Genomic DNA, 20,194 nt, shown 5'->3' on the forward strand with positions numbered 1-20,194 from the left:
TTTGATCTTTAGGTGCGGACTCCGACATGATGTCGGGTCGTATTTTCTCTACCATTGAGATGATGTGGTTATCTGGCCTTGTTCAGGGTCTTGATGCAATCGGTGCACATTCTGAATCTTTTGCCGTCAATCGTGGCCCATTGTAAATTTGGATAGCGAGGAGACTTACTGGTGGGGTTGTAGTTACCTCTTAATAGGACACGCTTCGTGACCATTACCTTGCCTTTCCCGCATTTTGGACATTTTTTAGCCATTTTTGATTTGCCGAATCATGAACTGGGTGCGAACTGTTTCTGGAGTTCTAGCCTCGTTTTCATGTCTTAGATTAAATTAAGCAGTTTACATCGTACAATAAAACTGGTAATTTTTCAATACCATGAATGATTTATTGATTTTGGCTGTTAAAATAGTGATTGTGCTATATTCTGTCGTAATACACGAACTCAGCCATGGCCTAATGGCCAACTCTTTAGGCGATCCCACGGCCAAGCGAATGGGGCGATTAACTCTTAACCCAATAAGGCATTTAGATATTTTTGGATCGATTATTCTTCCGCTACTGTTATATATAGTGCCTCCGCATTTAGTTTTTGGATATGCTAAGCCGGTTCCTTATAATCCGTTATTGCTAAGAGACAAGAAACTTGGACCAGCTAAGGTCGCTTTCGCTGGCCCAATTTCCAATATAGTTTTGGCCTTATTGTTTGGACTTGTTATGAGGTTTATGCCTTTCTTGATTTATTCCTCGGTCATTCAGGAATTGTTTGTATTCATAATATGGATTAATCTAGCCCTGGCCATCTTTAATTTAATGCCGATCCCTCCGCTGGATGGGCATTGGCTGCTGATGGCCTTCCTGCCAGACAGATTCAATGCCTTTAAACTTTTTCTATATAGATATAACATTATCTTATTTGTGGCGTTCATCATGTTCGTTCTGCCATGGCTATCGTATCTAATATCTTTTCTATTTCGAGTTATCACAGGAATCTAGTTTTGGGTAGATTTGACATGAGAGGATTAATTCTGATAGAATTGGTTAGACCTTTACCGGTCATTTTTAAAGCTTTATAATTTTTTAACTATGCCTACATTTAGGCAACTACTCAAAAAACCCAGAAAAAGCGTTAAGGCCAAGACCAAGGCCCCAGCTTTTATTTATGGCATGAACTCTGTTTTGAACAAGCCAGTTTACTACCCAGCTCCATTCAAAAGAGGGGTTTGCACAGTTGTTAAGACAACTACGCCTAAGAAACCGAACTCGGCTCTCAGAAAAATCGCTAGAGTTAGACTAACAAATGGCATGGAAGTAACCGCGTATATCCCAGGAGTAGGACACAATCTTCAAGAGCACTCGGTTGTTATGCTAAGAGGCGGAAGAGTAAAAGATTTGCCAGGAGTCAGATATCACATCGTTAGGGGCGTCTTGGATGCCGCTGGCGTTGAGGGTAGAAAGCAGGAGAGATCTAAGTATGGAGTTAAAAAGGCAAAATAATCTACATTTTAAATGCGCAGACCAATAAAAAAGAAATTAGAGATAGAGCCAGATATAAAATATTCGAGCGTGCTCGTAGCTTCTTTGATTAATAGAATGATGAGGGACGGCAAAAAGTCTACGGCTTCCAAAATCGTATACGATGCTCTAACTATTATAGAGAAGAAAGTCGGCAAGCCGGCTCTCGAGGTTTTGGATCAAGCTCTTCAAAACGCTGGACCGACTATGGAGCTTAAATCAAGAAGAGTTGGCGGAGCTAATTATCAAGTACCTATCGAAGTTAAACCAGAGAGAAGAATAGCCCTAGCTATGCGCTGGGTTGTCGATGCGGCTAGGTCTGGCAAGGGTAAGCCAGCCAGAGAGAAACTATCCGAAGAGCTGGTAAATGCTTATAATAATGCTGGGGGCGCAGTTAAAAAGAAGAACGATACTCATCGCATGGCTGATGCTAACAAGGCCTTTGCACATTTCGCTTGGTAAAAAAATAAAAGATTCGCCGCGCTTGCGTGGGGAATCTTTTATTAAACTTAAAAAACAAGAAAACAAATGCGCGACTACCCTATAGAAAAAACAAGGAATATCGGAATTATTGCTCACATTGATGCTGGAAAGACAACTGTCTCCGAGCGTGTCTTATTCTATACGGGGATATCTCATAAAATTGGTGAAGTGCACGAGGGCGAGGCAACTATGGATTGGATGGAGCAAGAAAGAGAAAGAGGTATAACCATAACTGCCGCCGCGACTACTTGTTTCTGGACTCCAGTTGAGCTAATTGGCAATCCAGAGCAAAAGATCAAGATAAATCTAATTGATACTCCTGGGCATATCGACTTCACCGTTGAGGTAAAGAGGTCTCTCAGGGTTTTAGATGGAGCCGTGGTTATATTCGATGGCGTCGCCGGAGTTGAGCCTCAGTCGGAAACAAATTGGCGTTACGCAGATGACTATAACGTACCAAGGCTTTGTTTTATAAATAAACTCGATAGATTGGGCGCTTCTTACGAGAGGTCCTATCAATCCATATTGGGCAGATTATCGCCGAAAGCGATCAAAATCCAGATTCCTAATGGCGTCGAGGATGAGTTTACGATGGTCGTTGATTTAATAAAAATGAAAGCTTATCGCTTCGAGGGTTCTCTTGGCGAAAAAGTTATTGAAGAAGAGATTCCCGCCGAGATGTTAGAGGAGGCGAAGAAGGAAAGAGCGTTTATGATTGAGAAGATCGTTGAGACTGACGATCAGGCAATGTCTGATTATCTTGATGGGAAAGAATTTGACGTGGATACCCTCAGAAGAATATTGAGAAAGGCTACTATCGCTGGCGTGGTCTATCCGGTTTTATGCGGATCTGCCCTCAAGAACAAAGGGACTCAGTTAATGCTCGATGCTGTAGCATGGTATCTGCCGTCACCTATGGAACGACCGCCGGTTAAAGCCGTTAAGCAGGGGACTGGCGAGGAAATGATCATTGATCCAAAAGACGATAAGCCATTTACGGCTTTGGCATTTAAAGTTGCTACCGATCCTTACGTGGGTCAACTTACTTTCTTCCGTGTGTATTCTGGAGTATTAACTTCTGGTTCATATGTTCTGAATACTACATCTGGAGTTCAGGAGAGAATAGGCAGATTGCTTCAAATTCATGCTAATCAGAGGGAAGACATAAAAGAAATATATGCTGGAGGTATCGCCGCTACTGTAGGTATGAAAGCCACCAGAACCGGTGACACTCTTTGCGATCCAGAAAATCCAGTAGTACTCGAGAAGATAGTCTTTCCTGAGCCAGTCATATCTTTACGTATAGAACCTAAAACAAAAGCTGACCAAGAAAAGATGGGTATCGCTTTGAAGAAATTGTCAGACGAAGATCCAACTTTCAGAATCAAGGGCGACGAGGAGACCGGAGAAACGATTATTTCTGGTATGGGCGAACTTCATTTGGAAATTATAGTAGATAGAATGAAAAGAGAGTTTGGCGTAGGCGCGAATGTCGGCCGACCTCAGGTAGCTTATAAAGAAACTATTTCTGACAAGGCTCAAGCCGAAGGTAAATATATTCGTCAATCTGGAGGTCGTGGTCAATATGGCCATGTTTGGCTAAGAGTTGAGCCTCAGGAAAGGGGCAAGGGGTTTGAGTTCGTAGATGCCATCAAGGGCGGATCAGTCCCTCAGGAATTTATAACGCCAACCGAAAAGGGAGTCAAAGAAGCTCTGGAGAAGGGTGTGCTTGGTGGGTTCCAGATGGTGGATATGAAAGTCACGCTGTACGATGGTTCCTATCATGAAGTTGACTCTTCCGAAATGGCTTTCAAAATTGCTGGATCCATGGCTTTGCAGGAAGCGTCTAAGAGAGCTAAGCCCGTGATATTAGAGCCAATTATGAAAGTTGAGATTATTACCCCAGAGGAGTCTCTTGGAGAAACTACCGGAGACTTATCTTCAAGGCGCGGCCAAATATTGGGAATAGCCGATAGGAGCCCTTTGAATTTAAAAGTTATTGACTCCAGGGTTCCACTCTCTGAAATGTTTGGTTATGCCACGTCTTTAAGATCGTTGACTCAGGGCAGGGGAACATTTAATATGGAGTTCGAAAGCTATGAAGTTGTTCCCAATAATATAGCTGCCCAGATTATTGATGGTAAGAAATAATTTTAACCGTAGAGCATATGAAGATTGATGAATTAAAGAAATTGATGAATAAATCCACGGCTGTTCTAGTCATGGAGAATGGAGATCCGTCTTACGTCGTCTTGAATTATGATACCTATAAGGATTTAGTATTAACCAAGGAAGATGAAAAAAGCGTTAAGATAAATCAGAATTTGCCTCCGCAGGAATCGTTAAAAGAGCCGGTTTTTAGAGGCGTAGACGAGATAATTGCTGCATCTAAGATGACTTTCGGGGAGAATGAGCTGGAAATACTTGAGAGAATTAACAAAGATATCCAGGTTCTAAGAGAGGAAATACAGAAAGAAGAGAAATTGTTAACTATTGACTAATATTTTTATCTCGGTTAAAATAAACATTGCTAATTTATTAATCTAATCATCTGCTTCTGGACTATGACTTCTAGGCTTCCCAATTCAGCCTATAAGCTATAAGCCAAGAGCCAAAACAAGAATGGCAGGGAAATTCGAAAGATCAAAGCCACACTTAAATGTTGGCACAATCGGTCACGTTGACCACGGCAAGACGACATTAACGGCGTCTATTTTGCATGCTCTAAACCTCATGAAAGATGAGGGATATAGCGCTCGAGTCGAGGACGTAAGTCAGATCGACAACTCACCAGAAGAGAGAGCCAGGGGTATTACGATCGCTACTCACCACTCTGAATACGAGACTCCAAAAAGACATTATGCTCACGTTGATTGCCCAGGGCACGCCGATTACATTAAGAACATGATCACTGGTGCCGCTCAGATGGATGGTGCAATTTTAGTTGTGGCCGCTACTGATGGACCAATGCCTCAGACTAGAGAACACATTCTTTTGGCCTACCAGGTTGGCGTTCCTTCCGTAGTAGTCTTCATGAACAAGTGTGATCAAGTTGATGATCCGGAAATGTTAGATTTAGTCGAAGCTGAGATAAGAGAACTGTTAAATAAATATCAGTTCCCTGGCGATACTACCCCGATCATAAGAGGTTCAGCTCTAAAAGCATTAGAGGCGAAATCGAAGGACGATGCGACTATCAAGCCGATAATCGAATTGGTAAATGCCCTCGATTCCTTTATCCCTGAGCCAAAAAGAGATGTTGAGAAGCCATTCCTTATGCCAATCGAAGACATCTTTTCTATCGAAGGCCGAGGAACAGTTGTCACTGGTAGAATTGAAAGAGGAGTCCTTAATCTTAACGATGAAGTGGAGATAGTGGGTATTAAGCCAACCGCCAAGACAGTTGTAACGGGTATTGAGATGTTCAACAAGCAGCTAGATCGAGGTGAGGCTGGTGATAATGCCGGAATTCTATTAAGAGGAACTAAGAAAGAAGATGTCGAAAGAGGACAGATCTTGGCCAAACCTGGATCAATCACTCCGCATATTGAATTTGAAGCTCAGGTTTACATCTTAACCAAGGAAGAGGGAGGTAGACATACCCCATTTTTCAAGGGTTACAAGCCTCAGTTTTACTTTAGAACAACTGATGTTACCGGAGAGGTATTCTTGCCAGAGGGAAGCGAAATGATTATGCCTGGCGATACCGCCAATGTAAAAGTTAAACTTATTGCTCCGATTGCCATGGAAGAAAAACTCAAGTTTGCCATTAGAGAAGGCGGTAAAACTGTGGGTGCCGGATCAGTAACTAAGATTATAGCCTAAAGCAATTCCGTCCTCTGCGCTCTGGCCCTTCTGGGGCTAGGCGCAGAGGACGGATCGCTCTTTATAAAGACACACACATCACAATGGCAAAGAAAACAGAAACAAGTCAGAGAATAAGGATCAAGTTGAAGGCTTACGATAATAAGATTATCGACAAGTCGGCTCAACAAATAATCGAAACCATCGAAAGATATGGTGGTAAGCCCATTGGTCCCGTGCCATTGCCAACAGAGATTCACAAATACACCGTGAATCGCTCGACCTTCATTGATAAGAATTCCAGAGAGCAATTCGAGATGAGAATTCACAAGAGGATTATTGACATCAATACTCCGACTCCAAAAATTATCGACGCGCTGATGAATCTAAACCTGCCGTCTGGAGTCGACATCGAAGTCAAGATGTAAGCGTGACTAGCTAATACTTATTACTTTACTTTCGGCGTATGATGAGGTATCATATTCCGGAGACTAAGGTCATAATAAAAATCGGTAGAATTTATCCGGCCAACCCTGAGATTACCGAAGGGTCCGGTTTTCTAAAAATGCACCGATTCCAGTTATAATCTTAATTATTCCGCGGGCAAAAAGATAAGTATCATATTTTCTTTTTGTTAGACAACATTCGCAAGAATAGGGTCTGTTTCCGCCGGAAGACGGATTTTTATTTTATTAGCCTAGATCATGAAATTCATAATTGGAAAAAAACTAGGTATGTCCCAATTTTTTAGAGAAGATGGGGCAGTAGTACCCATGACTGTCGTGGAGGTCACGCCGAATGTTGTGGTACAGGTAAAGACCGTCGAGAATGATGGCTACGAAGCTGTACAGCTTGGCTTCGGATCAAAAAAGAACAATACCAAGGCTTTGAAGAAGCACTTTAAAGATTTGGGGTCTTTTGCTTTGTTGAAGGAATTTAAGGGCTCAAAATTTGCTGATAAAGATTTAGCCGTCGGTGATAAAATAGACGCGTCATTATTCGAGATTGGTGACAAGGTTAAGGTTACCGGATTAGCCAAGGGCAAAGGTTTCGCCGGTGCCGTTAAGAGACACGGTTTCCACGGTATGCCCGCTAGTCATGGCCACAGATCAGTTCAGAGACACGTCGGTTCTATCGGGCAGAGATTTCCTCAGCACACGCTTAAAGGTTTAAGGATGGCCGGAAGAATGGGTGGCGGCAAATCAACTGCCAGAGGTCTTCAGATTGTTCATATCGATCAAGAGAATAATCTTATTTGTATAAAAGGCGCGTTACCGGGCAATATCGGTGGCGTGTTAGAAATAATTTCGAGTAAATAAAATGGAAGCAGTATTATATAACCAAAAAGGAGATAACATCGGTACGGTAGACCTTCCAAAGGAGTTTTTTGGTGTAGCCATGAGCGAGGATCTATTGCATCAAGTTGTTGTTTCCCAGATGGCTAACCAGAGACAAGTTATTGCTCATGCCAAGGGCCGAGACGAGGTCAGAGGTGGAGGCAAAAAACCATGGAAGCAGAAAGGCACTGGTCGTGCCAGGCATGGATCAATTAGATCTCCAATTTGGAAGGGCGGCGGCGCTACTCATGGCCCAAGAAAAGAGAAGGACTACTCAAAGAAGATCAACGCAAAGATGGCCCAGAAAGCTTTTAGAGTTGCCCTATCGGCCAAGTTGAGGGATGGTCAGATATTCATAGTTGACGAGCTTAAGCTGGAAGTACCAAAGACCAGAGAAGTTACGGCGATATTGAAGAATATGTCGAAAAATTTCGAGAATGCTAGGCTTGGGAGCACGTTGATGGTATCAGGAACCAACAGGAGAGACTTAGTTATTGCTTCTGGGAATTTGAAGAATGTTGACACGATAGAGTCTAGGAATTTAAATGCCCTGAAAGTTCTTACTTTTAAGAACATAATTATGACCAAGGATTCTATTGAAAAAATGGTCAAGTCCACCGTTAAATAAATATGAAGTTAAATATTTTTAAAAACGACGAAGATAAGAGCAAGAAGAATTCAAAAAAAGTTGAGGCCACTTTAGATTCGCAGGAAGGTTCGAAAGAGGCAATTAAAGAGGATGCGGTCTCTAGCTCGATTAAATTAAATTATCTACCTGGAGCCTATAGAGTATTGAAGAGTTTCTATATAAGTGAAAAGGCTACTAACCTTGTGACGATGAACCAGTATGTGTTCGTAGTCGGAGACAAGACTAATAAGGTAGAAGTCAAAAAGAATATTGAGAAATTATTTGATGTTAAAGTTAAAGACGTAAGGATAATAAATATGCCTAGTAAGATTAGGAATGTCGGCAGACATTCTGGCATTAAATCTGGGTTCAAAAAGGCCATTGTAGTTTTGAAAGATGGCTACTCAATAGACCAAGCCAAAGCATAAAAACATGAAAAGTTATAATCCTACAACACCATCAAGAAGACATGCCACGGGATATAGTTTTGACAATCTAACCAAGGTTGCTCCTTTGAAGTCTTTAAAGGGTGGGATTGTGAAATCTACCGGCAGGAATAACCAGGGTATTATAACCAGCTATCATCGCGGCGGCGGCGTTAAGAGACTTTATAGATTCGTTGATTTTAAACAAAAAAAGTTTGATATACCTGGCAAGATTTTTTCAATAGAATATGATCCGAATAGAACAGCTAGGATCGCCAGAGTTCATTTTGCCGATGGCGAAAAGATGTATATCCTTGCTCCGGAGGGAATGAAGGCCGGTGATCCGATTATATTTTCGGAAAAGGCACCATTGAAGTTGGGCAATAGAATGAAATTGAAAAATATTCCTCAGGGAATGATGGTCTATAATGTTGAATTATTCCCTGGTCAGGGCGGGAAGATCGTCAGATCTGCTGGAGGCGGAGCTACGGTTTTAGCCAGCGATGCGGGGCATGTCCACTTAGTGATGCCTTCATCTGAGGTTAGGATGGTTTCTGAAGAATGTTATGCTTCTGTCGGTCAGGTCTCGAACCAAGAGCATAGCTCAATAGTCCTCGGTAAGGCCGGCCGATCAAGGTGGCTGAACAAGAGACCCAAGGTTAGAGGAACAGCCATGAATCCGGTTGACCATCCGTATGGCGGAGGAGAGGGGAGACAGGGTAGAGGAACAAGACGACCTAAGACCAGACAAGGTAAGATTACTGGAGGCAGGAAGACTAGGAATAAGAAGAAAAAGTCGGGCAAGTTCATAGTTAGAAGAAGGCACAAATAATTATCATTAATCTAGAATCATGTCGCGATCACTAAAAAAAGGACCATACGTTGACCAAAAATTGCTGAAGAAAATCAGTAATTTAAAAGCGGGCGACAAGACCGTTGTTAAGACGTGGGCTAGAGCTTGTACGATCGTTCCTGAGATGATAGGCTACACCTTCGGCGTACATAATGGACGAATTCATATCCCTGTTTTGATTACAGAAGACATGGTTGGCCACAAGCTTGGTGAGTTTTCTTTGACTAAGAAGTTCTCAAGACATGGTGGCAAGATGCAGAGAGAAATAGAAGCCGCAGCAAAGCAGAAAGAGTTAGATGCAGCCAAGGCCGCAAAAGCGGCTCCGACTGCAGAAGCAGTGAAAAAATAATAAAATAATATGGCAGAAGTAAAAGCAAAATTAAATGGATTGCGTATGGCCCCAAGAAAAGTTAGGGCTATTACCCAATTGCTGAGAGGCAAGGATGCTTTGTTTGCCATAAATCAATTGGAATTTTTAATCAGAAAGCCAGCCAATCCAGTTAAGAAGTTACTCGAGTCTGCGATTGCTAGCGCTGAGAACGATTTTCAATTGGTTAAGGAGAACCTATTTATTAAAGAGTTCAGAGTTGACGAGGGAGTGAAGCTTAGAAGATTCAAGCCTAAAGGTTTTGGTCGCGCAGCCCTTATTCAAAAGAAGACCAGTCATGTAGTGTTGGTTCTCTCAGAAAGAGTCGCCGGTCTTAAGTCTGTGAATGTGGCCAAGGATGATGAGTCGAAAAAGGCTAAAGTTTCTAAGGTCAAAGAAGATAAGGCGTCCTCCAAGCTTGAAGATAAAAAGCCAAGCATAAAGAAAGAAATCGGGGCTAAGAAAGATGGCTTCGTTAAAAAGATATTCCAGAGGAAGGCAGTTTAATATTATAAATCCAAATAAATAATATGGGTCATAAGATTTCACCAACATCATTCAGGATAGGAATACAAAAAGACTGGCTGTCTCGCTGGTTTGGCCAACGAAAATATATATCACTCTTGAAGGACGATGTTGCTGTTAGAGCTTTTCTTGAGAAGAAGATGAAGAATATGTCCGTCGATCGCGTCGAAATAGAGCGCGGTACAGATTTACTGAACATAATTATCTTTAGCTCGAGGCCGGGATTATTGATTGGTAGAGGAGGAACTGGGATAGATGAGCTTAAGACTGCGATACGCAAGGTTTTAAAAAAGAAGGTTGGCGTTAGGATCGAGATTCAGGAGATAAAGAATCCTGAGTCTTCAGCTGCGATTATGGCCGAATCCATTGCGGATCAGATTGAGAAAAGATTACCATTCAGAAGAATAATGAAGCAAACTTTAGCTAAGATAATCGCCAGTAAGCAGGCTAAAGGTGCCAAAATTCAGTTAAGTGGAAGATTGGATGGCGCCGAGATTGCTAGAACAGAGCACTTAGAGGAGGGCAATCTGCCGTTACAAACTTTGAGAGCCGACATAGATTACGCAAAATATACAGCCAGAACGACATACGGAGCGATTGGTATCAAGGTTTGGATATTTAAAGGCTTAACTTTCGACAAATAATACCATGTTTCAACCAAGCAAAGTAAAACATTCCAAAGTTCACAAAGGTAAAAATCGTTTAGTTGCCGCAAGAGGAACGGTTCTTAGCTTTGGTAGTTTTGGGCTCAAAGCCGAAGAGGCTCAGTGGGTGAAGGCGAATCAGCTTGAGTCAGCGAGAAGGGTAATCGCTAGATATTTGCAAAGAGGCGGTAAAATTTGGGTCAGAGTTTTTCCATCAAAGCCGAGAACAGCTCGAAGTCCAGAGTTGGGTATGGGTGGAGGACGAGGCGCTTTGGATCATTTCGTGGCAGTTGTTGAAGCCGGTAGAGTCATCTTTGAAATAGATGGCATAGGCGAAGTACAGGCTCGCGAGGCTTTGAAATTAGCAGCCCACAAGTTACCACTGAAAACTAGAATAATTTCAAGATAATATGGCTAAGAATATATATAAAGCAATGGAGATAAAAGAGCTAACCACTAATTTGGATAATTTAAAGGCGCAGCTAATGCAATTAAGTTTCGATCTTGCCGATAAGAAGTTAAAAGATACATCTAAGATTAGTAAGACCAAGAAGGGGATAGCTAAAATTTTGACCGAGCTAAAAATCAAGTCGAAATAACATAAAGATGACTACCTTAGAAACAAAAAATAGAATATTAAAGGGCGTGGTCGTTTCTGACAAGATGGATAAAACCGTTGTGATTGAGATACTAAGATTGAAAAAACATCCGAAGTATAAAAAGTTTTATAAAGTAAGTAAGAGATTTAAGGCTCATGATGAAGAGAATAAATATCATGTTGGGGATAACGTTTTAATTAAAGAGACTAAACCGATTTCGAAAGACAAGAAGTGGATTGTGGTAGATAAGATCGCTGCCGGCAAGGAGAAGCAATCGTAATATTAATTTAGAATAAAAATATATGTTGCAATTAAGATCAATAGTTGATGTAGCAGATAACTCTGGAGCTAAGAAGGTCGGCGTATTTAAGGTACTCGGAGGATCAAAGAAAAGATATGCTCAGTTAGGCGATATAGTTGTAGTCTCAGTTAAGGTTGCTGAACCAAGGAAAGCAGTCAAGAAGAAAGATATCTTAAAGGCAGTCGTCGTCAGACAAAGAAAACCATTCAGAAGAAAAGACGGCAGTTATATCAAGTTTGATGACAACGCCGTGGTTATATTAGAAGGAAAGGAACCGAAAGGCGGCAGAATATTCGGTCCAATACCGAGAGAGATAAAAGAAAAGGGTTTTGGTACTATAGCATCCTTAGCGCAAGAGGTAGTTTAAAGATAAATTTATGAAAATAAAGAAAGGCGACAACGTAATAATGCTATCTGGCAAAGACAAGGGTAAGAAAGGGAAAATCCTATCGGTTTTTTCGGATACCAATAGGGCGATAGTCGAAGGTTTGAATCTAGTCAAGAAGTCGGTTAGAGCCAGACAGCAAGGCCAGAAGGGGCAGATAATACATAAAGAAAGATCTGCTAGCGTATCTAGTATGGCCTTGATCTGTAAGTCTTGCGGGAAGCCGACTAGAATTGGTTATAGAATTGAGGCTGGAAGCAAGGCTAGAATCTGTAAAAAATGTGGAGGTGAGGTATAGGCTTCCCAAATTTAGAAAAATCTGTATAATATAACGAGTCAATAAATATTCATATGTCGTCACGATTAATAGAAAAATATAGGAAAGAAGTGGCCCCTGCATTGCAGAAGGAGTTTAAGGTTGCCAATGTTATGGGTATACCAAAGATGGAGAAGATCGTGATCAATACGGGTATCGGAAAGTTATTAAAGGACGACAAGGCAGTCGATAAGGTAGAGAGAGATCTAGCCCTGATTTCCGGGCAGAAGCCGATTCGAAGGAAAGCCAAGAAGTCTATCGCTGGTTTCAAAATAAGAGAAGGCATGGATATAGGCTTGTCGGTCACTCTTAGGGGCAAGAGAATGTACGATTTCGCTGATCGCTTGATCTCCATAGCTTTGCCAAGATCTAAAGATTTCAGAGGAATAGATCAGAAGAATTTTGATAAAATGGGTAATTTGAATTTAGGGATCAAAGAACAAAGTATATTTTCGGAAATTACCTACGAGACTTTGAAAGATATATTTAGTATCCAGGTTACAGTTGTTACGACTGCAAAGAATCGAGACATGGGTATAAAATTGTTAAAACTTATGGGTTTTCCAATAAAATAAAATGCCAAAAAAATCGACAATAGCCAGATCCAATAAGAAGCCGAAATATTCTACCAGAATTGTGAGAAGGTGTTTTATCTGCGGAAGGAAGCCTGGCTATATTGGTAAAGTTGGTCTATGCAGAATTCACTTCAGAGAATTGGCTAGCGCTGGACTTCTGCCTGGCGTAAAGAAATCGAGTTGGTAATTATTGTTAATTAATTATATAAAATGACAGACCCAATTTCAGACATGTTAATAGTGATAAAGAATGCCCAAGCCGTTAAGAAAGAACAGGTGGTTATTCCGTTCTCGAGAATGAAATTAGCGATTGCCAAGGTGTTGAAAGACTCCGAATTTATTACCGACTACGAGAAGAAGGCCAAGAAGATTAAAAACAGCGAGCATGATTTTTTATATATAACCTTAAAGTATGAGGATAACCACGGAGCCATAAGCGACATTAAGCTAGTGAGTAAGCCATCTAGAAGAATGTATCTGGGCGCTAAGGAGATAAGGCCTGTTAGATCTGGGTATGGCATTGGTATATTATCTACTTCAAAGGGTGTCATGAGCTCTATCGAGGCCAGGAAGAGCGGCCTTGGCGGAGAGATAATCTGTGAGATATGGTAATTGGGAATTAGCTAAATAATAAAATGTCTAAAATAGGAAAGAGAACAATTAATATCCCCGCCGGAGTTGATATAAGAATCAACGATGGTTTCATGTACGTGAAGGGCCCAAAGGGAGAATTGAGTAGGCCCGTTTCTGGCTATTTGAATTTTGACATAGACAAGAACGAGCTAAAAATATATCCTCAAAAACTAAGCAAGAAGTTGCAGGGCAAGGTAATGGCTCTTTGGGGACTATCTTGGGCTTTAACTCAGAATATGATTAAGGGTGTGACTGATGGATTTGAGAAGGGGTTAGAATTTCAAGGTGTCGGATACAAGGCCGCGGTTAAGGGGGACAATCTAGAGCTGGAACTTGGCTATTCGCATTCGATTACGATAGTTGCGCCTAAAGGCATAGCATTTAAAGTTGAGAAGAATTCTATTAAGGTTAGCGGTATCGATAACGAATTGATAGGCAAAGTTGCCGCCGAGATAAGATCAAAGAGGAAGCCCGAACCATTCCAGGGGAGTGGCATTAGATATTCGGACGAAGTAATTAAAAAGAAAGCTGGCAAAAAGGCAGCTTCAACAGCCTAAGATTAAACTACAATGGAAAGAACAAAAACAGAAAAAAGAATTAGTAGGCACGCCAAGGTTAGGGCGAAAATATCCGGCACAGCAGAAAGGCCTAGGATTTCTGTTTTCAGGAGCAATCGCGGCTTGGTTGTCCAATTTATTGATGACGTCGCCAATAAAACGATATTAAGCGCAAAGACTCAAGAAGTAAAAAAGATAAAAGGTTCCAAATCTGAGAAATCTGAGAAAATTGGAGAAGCCTTAGCCAAGAAAGCCGTGGCAGCTGGTATTAAGGAGGCGGTTTTCGATCGTGGTGGATTTCAATTTCATGGACGAGTTAAGGCTTTAGCTGAAAGCTTAAGGAAGGGTGGAATTAAATTTTAATAAATATGGAAAATCAGATCAACAATCCAGTAGCTGGTAATCAACCCACGGCACCAAGTCCAAGCAGGCCCGGCCAACGACCAGGTGGTTTTGGCGGCAGAAGATCTGGCCCAGGAAGAGGTGGCAGGCCAACCAATCGTGGCCCAAGACAAGATTTCGTCAAGCCAGAATATGAGCAGAAAGTTCTCGACATCGCTAGAGTTGCTAGAGTAACCAAGGGGGGTAAGAGATTTAGCTTCCGAGCAACTATCGTAATAGGCGATATGCATGGAAAGGTTGGCGTCGGGATGGCTAAAGGCAAAGACGTAGCTCAATCAGTGCAGAAGGCGTATAACCAAGCTAAAAAAGTTATGGTTTCTGTTCCAATCGTTGGAGGAACCATCCCTTACCAAGTTGAAGCCAAGTACAATAGCGCCGTTGTGATTCTGAAGCCATCGAAAGGTGGCGTAAAGGCCGGTGGTCCTGTTCGTGTTGTTGCTAAGCTTCTAGGAATAAGCAGTCTTACTGGCAAGCTAGTCGAGAGGACGAATAATAAGGTTAATATCGCTATGGCAACTATCCAGGCCTTGGGCAAGATTAGGATTAAAGAGCTTAAGAAATAAAATACCTGCTAATCATATGGATCTAAGCAATATAAAATCAAACACAAAGAGGAAGAGCCAAAAGAGAGTTGGCCGAGGAGGTAAGCGCGGTTTTTCTTCTGGCCATGGGACTAAAGGACAAAAAGGCCGAGCTGGAGCCAGCGTGAAGCCTGGATTTAGAGGTGGCGACAATCGACTTTGGCAGTTGTTCCCTAAAAGTAGGGGAGCCTCAAAGAAGCCTGGCAATGCTAGACCTCACATGAAGCATCGTTTCTTTATGCTCAAACATGATAAGCCAGCGGCAATTAATCTCTACGATCTTAATAATTTGAAAGATGGGCAAGAGATTACGCCAAAGACTCTAAAAGAGCTTGGTTTGATATATAGCGTTAAGAATGGAGTTAAAATTCTCTCTGGTGGGGATCTAAAGAAGAAACTAGTATTCAGTGGTCTGAAAATTTCTAAAATTGCGCAGGAAAAGATATTGAAATCTGGTGGAGTAATCAAATAACTTAATCACTTACCTTGAATAAGCTAATCCAAATATTCAAAAAAGCTGACCTAAGAAATAAGGTTCTGTATATTTTCGCTTTGCTAGTAATCTCCAGATTAGTTTCAAATATTCCTATTCCAGCGATTGACGCTCTAAAACTAAAAGAATTCTTCTCCCAAAATCAATTTTTTGGAATGTTGAGTACTTTCACGGGCGGATCTTTATCCACTCTTTCTCTGGGTATGCTCGGCCTAGGTCCCTATATCACTGGCTCCATCATCATGCAGCTATTAACTATGATATTCCCATCTCTCGAGCAAATGTATAAATATGATGGCGAAGCTGGCAGGATGAGATTCAATCAATATTCGAGATGGCTGACTGTGCCATTAGCCATACTTCAGGGCTATGGATTTTTAACTATATTTATTCGTCAGGGCGTAATAAATCCGCTCAATTTAGTCGGATGGATTTCAGCTCTAGCGTCTATTGTCGCCGGTAGCATATTTTTGATGTGGTTAGGAGAATTAATAACTGAGAAGAATCTAGGCAATGGCGTGTCTCTGCTAATTCTTGCTGGTATAGTTGCTTCTTTTCCGGCTAGCTTGAGTCAGACCCTTTTCACGTATACAGCTAGCGATCTCTTTACGTACGCAGGCTTCGTCATTGTGGCGCTATTCGTTATAGTAGGCGTTGTTTATATATCTGAGGCTCAGAGAAATATCCCCATAAACTATGCGCGTAGAGTCAGGGGGATGAGAGTCTATGGCGGAGTCTCCACATATTTGCCTATGAGAGTTAATAACGCCGGAGTTATTCCAATTATATTCGCCTTATCGATTTTAATGATACCCGGTATGCTGGCTAATTTTCTTTCAGCATCTAACATAGCTATAGTATCTCGAATTGCTACGTTCGTGAGAGACATAGTCCAGAATCAAGCCGTGTATGATATCTCCTATTTCTTACTCGTTGTTCTGTTCACTTACTTTTATACTGCAGTTACTTTTGATCCAAAATCGATTGCCGACAATGTTCAGAAGCAGGGAGGTTATATCCCAGGAATTAGGCCGGGACCAATGACTGCTCAGTTCTTAAACCACCTACTCAACAGAGTTACTTTAGTTGGAGCCGTATTCTTAGGCGTAATTGCTGTCTTGCCTAACGTTGTAAGGGGTGCGACTGGTATATCAACTTTCGCCGTTGGCGGAACGTCAATACTAATTGTCGTCTCGGTGGCGCTGGAAATTATGAAGCAGGTAGATGCTCAATTGTCGATGTACGAATACTAATTGTTAAATAAAAATACCGCCCCAGCTGGGGCGGTATTTTTATTTGTGGGCTATTTAAAAAATGTTATTATTCAGGCATGGAAAGTCACCCTAGAAAGAAAGCGGTTATATTGATTGGTGCTCCTGGATCTGGCAAGGGCACTCAGGCCGAGATCTTGGCTAAGAAATTCAATCTCTTTCACTTGCAAACGTCTAGATTGATTGAGCCAATCATAAATAATCAAGAACTCGTAAAAAATGATCCCGAGACTGCCGAGGTTAAGAGACTGTGGGATGCGGGGGAGCTTGTCCCTTTCACTTGGGTTGTGAAAATAATGTTTAATAAAATTGAGGAGGTAGATAGCGGCCCGATGGAGGGCATAGTATTTGACGGATCTCCACGTACAATTGACGAAGCTAGGCTGGAGATACCGCTACTTAACGAGATATTTAATCAAGATCAAGTTAAGATATTTTACATTAGGCTTGGGCCCGAAGAATCATTTAAGAGAAACAGCCGCCGGAGAATCTGCGAAGCTAATCAGCACCCAATACCGAATTTTGAAGAATTTAAGGATGTGGCGGTTTGCCCCCAAGATGGTAGTAGGCTGATTGTGCGCTCCCTTGATGATCCGGAAGTAATTAGAGAGAGGTATAAAGTTTTCCTAAGAAGAACTGAGCCTATTATCGGATATCTAAAAGAAACTGGCTATAAGGTATTTGAGATTAATGGTGAGCAATCGATAGATAAGGTCACGCAGGATATTTTATACGAGTTATCAAAATGAATTTAAAGACTGAAAAAGAAATTAAGACTATGAAGGAAGGCGGAGAAATTCTATCCGCAATTTTACGCAAGCTATCAGAGGCCGCAAAGCCGGGGATAGCCACTTATGAGTTAGAAGAACTTGCACGGAGCCTGGTTTCTTCGTATAAAGTGAAATCATCTTTCTTGGGATTTGATGGTTATCCATGTGCCCTGTGCGTATCTATTAATGAAGAGATAGTCCACGGCGTGCCATCAGACAGAATAATCATGGATGGTGATCTAGTTAAGATAGACATGGGCGTACTGCATAATGGATTCCACACTGATTCGGCGACTACAGTATTGATGCCCGGAGGCAAGGATCGAGATATAAAAGAGAGATTGATGAATGTCACGAAAGAAGCTCTAAGGATAGGCATATCTAAAGCCACAGTCGGAAGCACTCTTGGTGATCTTGGCCATGCGATCCAGAAGTACGTCGAGGATAGCGGCTTTAATGTTGTACGTGACCTAATTGGGCATGGCATCGGCAGAGAATTACATGAGGATCCTCAGGTTCCCAACTATGGCAAGCCAGGCATGGGTCCGAAGTTAGTGGCGGGGATGGTCATCGCCATAGAGCCGATGGTGGTCACGGGTAGCTGGAAAATAGCCGATGGGGACGACGGATTTGCCTATAAAACCAAGGATTTAAGCCTATCTGCTCATTTTGAGCATACTGTAGCCATAACCGAAGAGGGGCCATTGACAATAACTTCGTAATATGAGATAATTATGTAGGAATTATCTAATTATCTGCATGATTAAATGGCCATTCGGTATAACTGAATATCTTAAGGACTTCTTTATTCCTTCTAAGAACAACAACTATCAGCCCAAAAGTCTGGGCAATAGGAGTTTTTTCATAATCCTTTCGATACTTGTAGCGATAAAGCTCCTAAGCATTTTTTCTTTTTATGAATTTCTTGGTGCCGATATTTTTAATCAGGTTTCTCAATCTGACCTATTGGCGCTAACCAATGATGTAAGGAGAGACAACGGGGTCCCAGTATTAAATCAGAGCGTGGCCCTAAATGCCTCGGCTCAGATGAAGTTGGCAGACATGTTCGATAAAAATTATTTTGCGCACGAGTCCCCAAGCAATATTTCTCCTTGGAATTGGTTTGATCGAGCTAAATACAGTTATTCTATCGCGGGTGAGAATCTGGCTATGAACTTCGTTTCTACTAATGAAGTTGTTAAGGCTTGGATTAATTCAGGATCTCATAAGAAAAATTTACTATACAAAGATTTTGTTGATACTGGTATAGCCGTTGGTTCTGGCAAGATTAATGGGCAGAATACTATAGTCGTAGTTCAGCATTTCGGCAAGCCATTAGTCCAGCCTAAGTCGGCTAGTGTAGTTTCTGAACCGAGACCAATTGTTAAAGCTAGTACGGCGGCCGTAAGTCCCAAACCCAAGGCCAAGCCGACAGTAAGTTCGACGCCAGAACCGGTTAAAAAGATTAGTCCGATATCTTTGCTAATGGCTCCCGGCGGACAAGTAAAAGATGTCATTACGACGATCAGCAGTGATGAGAACAACCAAGAGAAGGACCCAGCTTATGGGGCTTATTACTCGAACGTAGCGTTAAATGATGCTTTGATCGCTGGAGCGCTGTTGGCTGCCCTGATCCTAATCCTCAAAATTTTTGTTGTCATAAAGGTCCAGTATCCACGGCTAATACTTAGGGGAATCCTCCTGCTGGTAATTAGTCTTGCTCTCATATATTTCAAGGATTATAGATTCTTGCAGGGCAATATAATTATCAGTACTGGGAACACGGCCTCAATACAAAATCAAAAATAATAAAATGAGAAGCTTATTTTTTATAAAAAAGAATAGTGCTGTAATCAAGACTTCAAATCCGGAGCCGGGGTTTTATGCTTCCCTGGAAGAGGTGAAAGAAGTTCCGACTACATATAACCGCGTGATAAGATTACTCGGTGTCTTTGCTGTGGCTTTCTTGGTAATCGTGTTGATAGCTAATATTGGAAATATCTTTGGTATCGCTAACGATTCGGTCAATCCAAAGCTAACCGAAGAAGAGAAGAATGCTCAGATGACAGAATTTTATAGGAAAACCTATGGCTATGGATCGGGCTATCCGGATGATGGTTTTGGTGGATCAAATGTACCAGAGCTGAGCGCTTATCCAACTAATGGAAGTGTGGCTGGAGACATAGATTTCATCCCCGCTAACAATAATAGTCAAGCACAAACAAATAATTCGGCAGCCTCAATCGGGAGCTCCGTACAAGCAATTTCTTCTAACTATGTTTACATCCCCAAGTTAGGAATAAAGGTACCGCTGGTGATATCGAGCAAAACAGATTCAAAATCTCTACTCGCGGAATTGAATAAAGGCGTTTTAGTATATCCTCAATCGTCTATCCCGGGCGACGGGGGCATGACGGTTATCGTTGGGCACTCTTCTTCTAATACTTTAGGAGCTAAATATGGACGAGTTTTCTCTGGTCTATCTAAACTAAGCGGGGGAGATCAGATATTCATCAATTTCAATGGAAAAGATTATACATACAATGTAGAGATAAAGAAGACGGGCACAGTAGAAGAGCTTGCCAATCTCGGGATAAACAATGACTTGGTGCTGGCTACCTGCTGGCCAATCGGGACCGATAGGAACAGGATAATAATAGGTGCTAATTTACAGAGGTAGGCGGGAAAGGTAGTTGACACGATTAAAATAAAATGACATAATATAAAATAAC

At 41.7% G+C, this 20,194-nt stretch carries 31 protein-coding genes; all 31 read left to right on the top strand.

The features are described 5' to 3' along the window. Positions 1-376 precede the first annotated feature (376 nt). The 31 genes from DEG18_00630 to DEG18_00780 all read left to right on the top strand — a co-directional run bounded on the left by DEG18_00630 (position 377) and on the right by DEG18_00780 (position 20,142). Positions 377-994, top strand: coding sequence for a site-2 protease family protein (locus DEG18_00630; GenBank protein HBX58103.1), 618 nt, complete (start codon positions 377-379; stop codon positions 992-994). 90 nt (positions 995-1,084) lie between these two features. Further along, entirely contained in the window at positions 1,085-1,495 is a 411-nt protein-coding gene (locus DEG18_00635; protein ID HBX58104.1) for a 30S ribosomal protein S12, read from the top strand. 12 nt (positions 1,496-1,507) lie between these two features. Further along, on the top strand, positions 1,508-1,975 hold the full coding sequence (locus DEG18_00640; protein HBX58105.1) for a 30S ribosomal protein S7: 468 nt from the start codon (positions 1,508-1,510) through the stop codon (positions 1,973-1,975). A gap of 66 nt (positions 1,976-2,041) precedes the next feature. Then, a complete protein-coding gene (fusA, locus tag DEG18_00645) occupies positions 2,042-4,147 on the top strand; it encodes an elongation factor G (protein HBX58106.1) in 2,106 nt (701 codons plus the stop codon). A 17-nt stretch (positions 4,148-4,164) separates the two neighbouring features. Beyond that, positions 4,165-4,497 carry a hypothetical protein gene (locus DEG18_00650; GenBank protein HBX58107.1) on the top strand — a complete coding sequence of 111 codons (333 nt, stop codon included), beginning with the start codon at positions 4,165-4,167 and terminating at the stop codon, positions 4,495-4,497. 121 nt (positions 4,498-4,618) lie between these two features. Further along, positions 4,619-5,821 carry an elongation factor Tu gene (tuf, locus tag DEG18_00655; protein ID HBX58108.1) on the top strand — a complete coding sequence of 401 codons (1,203 nt, stop codon included), beginning with the start codon at positions 4,619-4,621 and terminating at the stop codon, positions 5,819-5,821. 83 nt (positions 5,822-5,904) lie between these two features. Continuing rightward, the gene (locus DEG18_00660; GenBank protein HBX58109.1) at positions 5,905-6,228 is read left to right on the top strand and encodes a 30S ribosomal protein S10; all 324 of its coding nucleotides are present in this window, start codon (positions 5,905-5,907) and stop codon (positions 6,226-6,228) included. Between the two features lie 273 nt (positions 6,229-6,501). Further along, positions 6,502-7,119 carry a 50S ribosomal protein L3 gene (locus tag DEG18_00665; protein ID HBX58110.1) on the top strand — a complete coding sequence of 206 codons (618 nt, stop codon included), beginning with the start codon at positions 6,502-6,504 and terminating at the stop codon, positions 7,117-7,119. A 1-nt stretch (position 7,120) separates the two neighbouring features. Further along, positions 7,121-7,765, top strand: a complete 645-nt coding sequence (locus tag DEG18_00670) for a 50S ribosomal protein L4 (GenBank protein HBX58111.1) — start codon at positions 7,121-7,123, stop codon at positions 7,763-7,765. Positions 7,766-7,767: 2 nt separating this feature from the next. Continuing rightward, the gene (locus tag DEG18_00675) at positions 7,768-8,193 is read left to right on the top strand and encodes a 50S ribosomal protein L23 (GenBank protein ID HBX58112.1); all 426 of its coding nucleotides are present in this window, start codon (positions 7,768-7,770) and stop codon (positions 8,191-8,193) included. A gap of 4 nt (positions 8,194-8,197) precedes the next feature. Then, complete coding sequence (locus tag DEG18_00680; GenBank protein HBX58113.1) at positions 8,198-9,022, top strand: 50S ribosomal protein L2; 825 nt, start codon at positions 8,198-8,200, stop codon at positions 9,020-9,022. Between the two features lie 19 nt (positions 9,023-9,041). Next, positions 9,042-9,392, top strand: a complete 351-nt coding sequence (locus DEG18_00685) for a 30S ribosomal protein S19 (GenBank protein ID HBX58114.1) — start codon at positions 9,042-9,044, stop codon at positions 9,390-9,392. A 9-nt stretch (positions 9,393-9,401) separates the two neighbouring features. Then, on the top strand, positions 9,402-9,917 hold the full coding sequence (locus tag DEG18_00690; protein ID HBX58115.1) for a 50S ribosomal protein L22: 516 nt from the start codon (positions 9,402-9,404) through the stop codon (positions 9,915-9,917). Positions 9,918-9,940: 23 nt separating this feature from the next. Then, positions 9,941-10,579, top strand: coding sequence for a 30S ribosomal protein S3 (locus tag DEG18_00695; protein HBX58116.1), 639 nt, complete (start codon positions 9,941-9,943; stop codon positions 10,577-10,579). A gap of 4 nt (positions 10,580-10,583) precedes the next feature. Next, positions 10,584-10,988, top strand: a complete 405-nt coding sequence (locus DEG18_00700; GenBank protein ID HBX58117.1) for a 50S ribosomal protein L16 — start codon at positions 10,584-10,586, stop codon at positions 10,986-10,988. A 1-nt stretch (position 10,989) separates the two neighbouring features. Beyond that, positions 10,990-11,178 carry a 50S ribosomal protein L29 gene (gene rpmC, locus DEG18_00705; protein ID HBX58118.1) on the top strand — a complete coding sequence of 63 codons (189 nt, stop codon included), beginning with the start codon at positions 10,990-10,992 and terminating at the stop codon, positions 11,176-11,178. A gap of 7 nt (positions 11,179-11,185) precedes the next feature. Continuing rightward, positions 11,186-11,458: a 30S ribosomal protein S17 gene (rpsQ, locus tag DEG18_00710; GenBank protein HBX58119.1), complete on the top strand. Its 273-nt coding sequence runs from the start codon at positions 11,186-11,188 to the stop codon at positions 11,456-11,458. 22 nt (positions 11,459-11,480) lie between these two features. Then, positions 11,481-11,846: a 50S ribosomal protein L14 gene (locus DEG18_00715; protein ID HBX58120.1), complete on the top strand. Its 366-nt coding sequence runs from the start codon at positions 11,481-11,483 to the stop codon at positions 11,844-11,846. 10 nt (positions 11,847-11,856) lie between these two features. Continuing rightward, positions 11,857-12,162, top strand: coding sequence for a 50S ribosomal protein L24 (locus DEG18_00720; GenBank protein HBX58121.1), 306 nt, complete (start codon positions 11,857-11,859; stop codon positions 12,160-12,162). Positions 12,163-12,215: 53 nt separating this feature from the next. Then, the gene (locus DEG18_00725) at positions 12,216-12,755 is read left to right on the top strand and encodes a 50S ribosomal protein L5 (protein ID HBX58122.1); all 540 of its coding nucleotides are present in this window, start codon (positions 12,216-12,218) and stop codon (positions 12,753-12,755) included. Position 12,756: 1 nt separating this feature from the next. Further along, a complete protein-coding gene (locus tag DEG18_00730; GenBank protein HBX58123.1) occupies positions 12,757-12,942 on the top strand; it encodes a type Z 30S ribosomal protein S14 in 186 nt (61 codons plus the stop codon). 23 nt (positions 12,943-12,965) lie between these two features. Continuing rightward, positions 12,966-13,367, top strand: a complete 402-nt coding sequence (locus tag DEG18_00735) for a 30S ribosomal protein S8 (GenBank protein ID HBX58124.1) — start codon at positions 12,966-12,968, stop codon at positions 13,365-13,367. A gap of 23 nt (positions 13,368-13,390) precedes the next feature. Continuing rightward, positions 13,391-13,945, top strand: coding sequence for a 50S ribosomal protein L6 (locus DEG18_00740; protein ID HBX58125.1), 555 nt, complete (start codon positions 13,391-13,393; stop codon positions 13,943-13,945). 12 nt (positions 13,946-13,957) lie between these two features. Then, positions 13,958-14,308: a 50S ribosomal protein L18 gene (locus DEG18_00745; GenBank protein HBX58126.1), complete on the top strand. Its 351-nt coding sequence runs from the start codon at positions 13,958-13,960 to the stop codon at positions 14,306-14,308. Positions 14,309-14,313: 5 nt separating this feature from the next. Continuing rightward, on the top strand, positions 14,314-14,910 hold the full coding sequence (locus DEG18_00750) for a 30S ribosomal protein S5 (GenBank protein HBX58127.1): 597 nt from the start codon (positions 14,314-14,316) through the stop codon (positions 14,908-14,910). 16 nt (positions 14,911-14,926) lie between these two features. After that, positions 14,927-15,400, top strand: a complete 474-nt coding sequence (locus DEG18_00755; protein HBX58128.1) for a 50S ribosomal protein L15 — start codon at positions 14,927-14,929, stop codon at positions 15,398-15,400. A 14-nt stretch (positions 15,401-15,414) separates the two neighbouring features. After that, the gene (locus DEG18_00760) at positions 15,415-16,674 is read left to right on the top strand and encodes a preprotein translocase subunit SecY (protein ID HBX58129.1); all 1,260 of its coding nucleotides are present in this window, start codon (positions 15,415-15,417) and stop codon (positions 16,672-16,674) included. Between the two features lie 77 nt (positions 16,675-16,751). Beyond that, the gene (locus DEG18_00765; GenBank protein HBX58130.1) at positions 16,752-17,441 is read left to right on the top strand and encodes a hypothetical protein; all 690 of its coding nucleotides are present in this window, start codon (positions 16,752-16,754) and stop codon (positions 17,439-17,441) included. Further along, a complete protein-coding gene (map, locus tag DEG18_00770; protein HBX58131.1) occupies positions 17,432-18,184 on the top strand; it encodes a type I methionyl aminopeptidase in 753 nt (250 codons plus the stop codon). Before DEG18_00765 ends, map begins: the two co-directional genes overlap by 10 nt. Before the next feature lie 37 nt (positions 18,185-18,221). Then, complete coding sequence (locus DEG18_00775) at positions 18,222-19,271, top strand: hypothetical protein (GenBank protein HBX58132.1); 1,050 nt, start codon at positions 18,222-18,224, stop codon at positions 19,269-19,271. Between the two features lie 4 nt (positions 19,272-19,275). Continuing rightward, complete coding sequence (locus DEG18_00780; protein ID HBX58133.1) at positions 19,276-20,142, top strand: hypothetical protein; 867 nt, start codon at positions 19,276-19,278, stop codon at positions 20,140-20,142. The last annotated feature ends 52 nt before the right edge of the window (positions 20,143-20,194 follow it).

Source organism: Candidatus Yanofskybacteria bacterium, assembly GCA_003514055.1.
Classification (GTDB): domain Bacteria; phylum Patescibacteriota; class Minisyncoccia; order 2-02-FULL-40-12; family GWA2-44-9; genus UBA12115.

Coding starts and splice junctions, on each gene's coding strand:
- DEG18_00630 (HBX58103.1), top strand. CDS start 377: ATGAATGATTTATTGATTTTGGCTGTTAAAATAGTGATTGTGCTATAT.
- DEG18_00635 (HBX58104.1), top strand. CDS start 1,085: ATGCCTACATTTAGGCAACTACTCAAAAAACCCAGAAAAAGCGTTAAG.
- DEG18_00640 (HBX58105.1), top strand. CDS start 1,508: ATGCGCAGACCAATAAAAAAGAAATTAGAGATAGAGCCAGATATAAAA.
- fusA (HBX58106.1), top strand. CDS start 2,042: ATGCGCGACTACCCTATAGAAAAAACAAGGAATATCGGAATTATTGCT.
- DEG18_00650 (HBX58107.1), top strand. CDS start 4,165: ATGAAGATTGATGAATTAAAGAAATTGATGAATAAATCCACGGCTGTT.
- tuf (HBX58108.1), top strand. CDS start 4,619: ATGGCAGGGAAATTCGAAAGATCAAAGCCACACTTAAATGTTGGCACA.
- DEG18_00660 (HBX58109.1), top strand. CDS start 5,905: ATGGCAAAGAAAACAGAAACAAGTCAGAGAATAAGGATCAAGTTGAAG.
- DEG18_00670 (HBX58111.1), top strand. CDS start 7,121: ATGGAAGCAGTATTATATAACCAAAAAGGAGATAACATCGGTACGGTA.
- DEG18_00675 (HBX58112.1), top strand. CDS start 7,768: ATGAAGTTAAATATTTTTAAAAACGACGAAGATAAGAGCAAGAAGAAT.
- DEG18_00680 (HBX58113.1), top strand. CDS start 8,198: ATGAAAAGTTATAATCCTACAACACCATCAAGAAGACATGCCACGGGA.
- DEG18_00685 (HBX58114.1), top strand. CDS start 9,042: ATGTCGCGATCACTAAAAAAAGGACCATACGTTGACCAAAAATTGCTG.
- DEG18_00690 (HBX58115.1), top strand. CDS start 9,402: ATGGCAGAAGTAAAAGCAAAATTAAATGGATTGCGTATGGCCCCAAGA.
- DEG18_00695 (HBX58116.1), top strand. CDS start 9,941: ATGGGTCATAAGATTTCACCAACATCATTCAGGATAGGAATACAAAAA.
- DEG18_00700 (HBX58117.1), top strand. CDS start 10,584: ATGTTTCAACCAAGCAAAGTAAAACATTCCAAAGTTCACAAAGGTAAA.
- rpmC (HBX58118.1), top strand. CDS start 10,990: ATGGCTAAGAATATATATAAAGCAATGGAGATAAAAGAGCTAACCACT.
- rpsQ (HBX58119.1), top strand. CDS start 11,186: ATGACTACCTTAGAAACAAAAAATAGAATATTAAAGGGCGTGGTCGTT.
- DEG18_00715 (HBX58120.1), top strand. CDS start 11,481: ATGTTGCAATTAAGATCAATAGTTGATGTAGCAGATAACTCTGGAGCT.
- DEG18_00720 (HBX58121.1), top strand. CDS start 11,857: ATGAAAATAAAGAAAGGCGACAACGTAATAATGCTATCTGGCAAAGAC.
- DEG18_00725 (HBX58122.1), top strand. CDS start 12,216: ATGTCGTCACGATTAATAGAAAAATATAGGAAAGAAGTGGCCCCTGCA.
- DEG18_00730 (HBX58123.1), top strand. CDS start 12,757: ATGCCAAAAAAATCGACAATAGCCAGATCCAATAAGAAGCCGAAATAT.
- DEG18_00735 (HBX58124.1), top strand. CDS start 12,966: ATGACAGACCCAATTTCAGACATGTTAATAGTGATAAAGAATGCCCAA.
- DEG18_00740 (HBX58125.1), top strand. CDS start 13,391: ATGTCTAAAATAGGAAAGAGAACAATTAATATCCCCGCCGGAGTTGAT.
- DEG18_00745 (HBX58126.1), top strand. CDS start 13,958: ATGGAAAGAACAAAAACAGAAAAAAGAATTAGTAGGCACGCCAAGGTT.
- DEG18_00750 (HBX58127.1), top strand. CDS start 14,314: ATGGAAAATCAGATCAACAATCCAGTAGCTGGTAATCAACCCACGGCA.
- DEG18_00755 (HBX58128.1), top strand. CDS start 14,927: ATGGATCTAAGCAATATAAAATCAAACACAAAGAGGAAGAGCCAAAAG.
- DEG18_00765 (HBX58130.1), top strand. CDS start 16,752: ATGGAAAGTCACCCTAGAAAGAAAGCGGTTATATTGATTGGTGCTCCT.
- DEG18_00775 (HBX58132.1), top strand. CDS start 18,222: ATGATTAAATGGCCATTCGGTATAACTGAATATCTTAAGGACTTCTTT.
- DEG18_00780 (HBX58133.1), top strand. CDS start 19,276: ATGAGAAGCTTATTTTTTATAAAAAAGAATAGTGCTGTAATCAAGACT.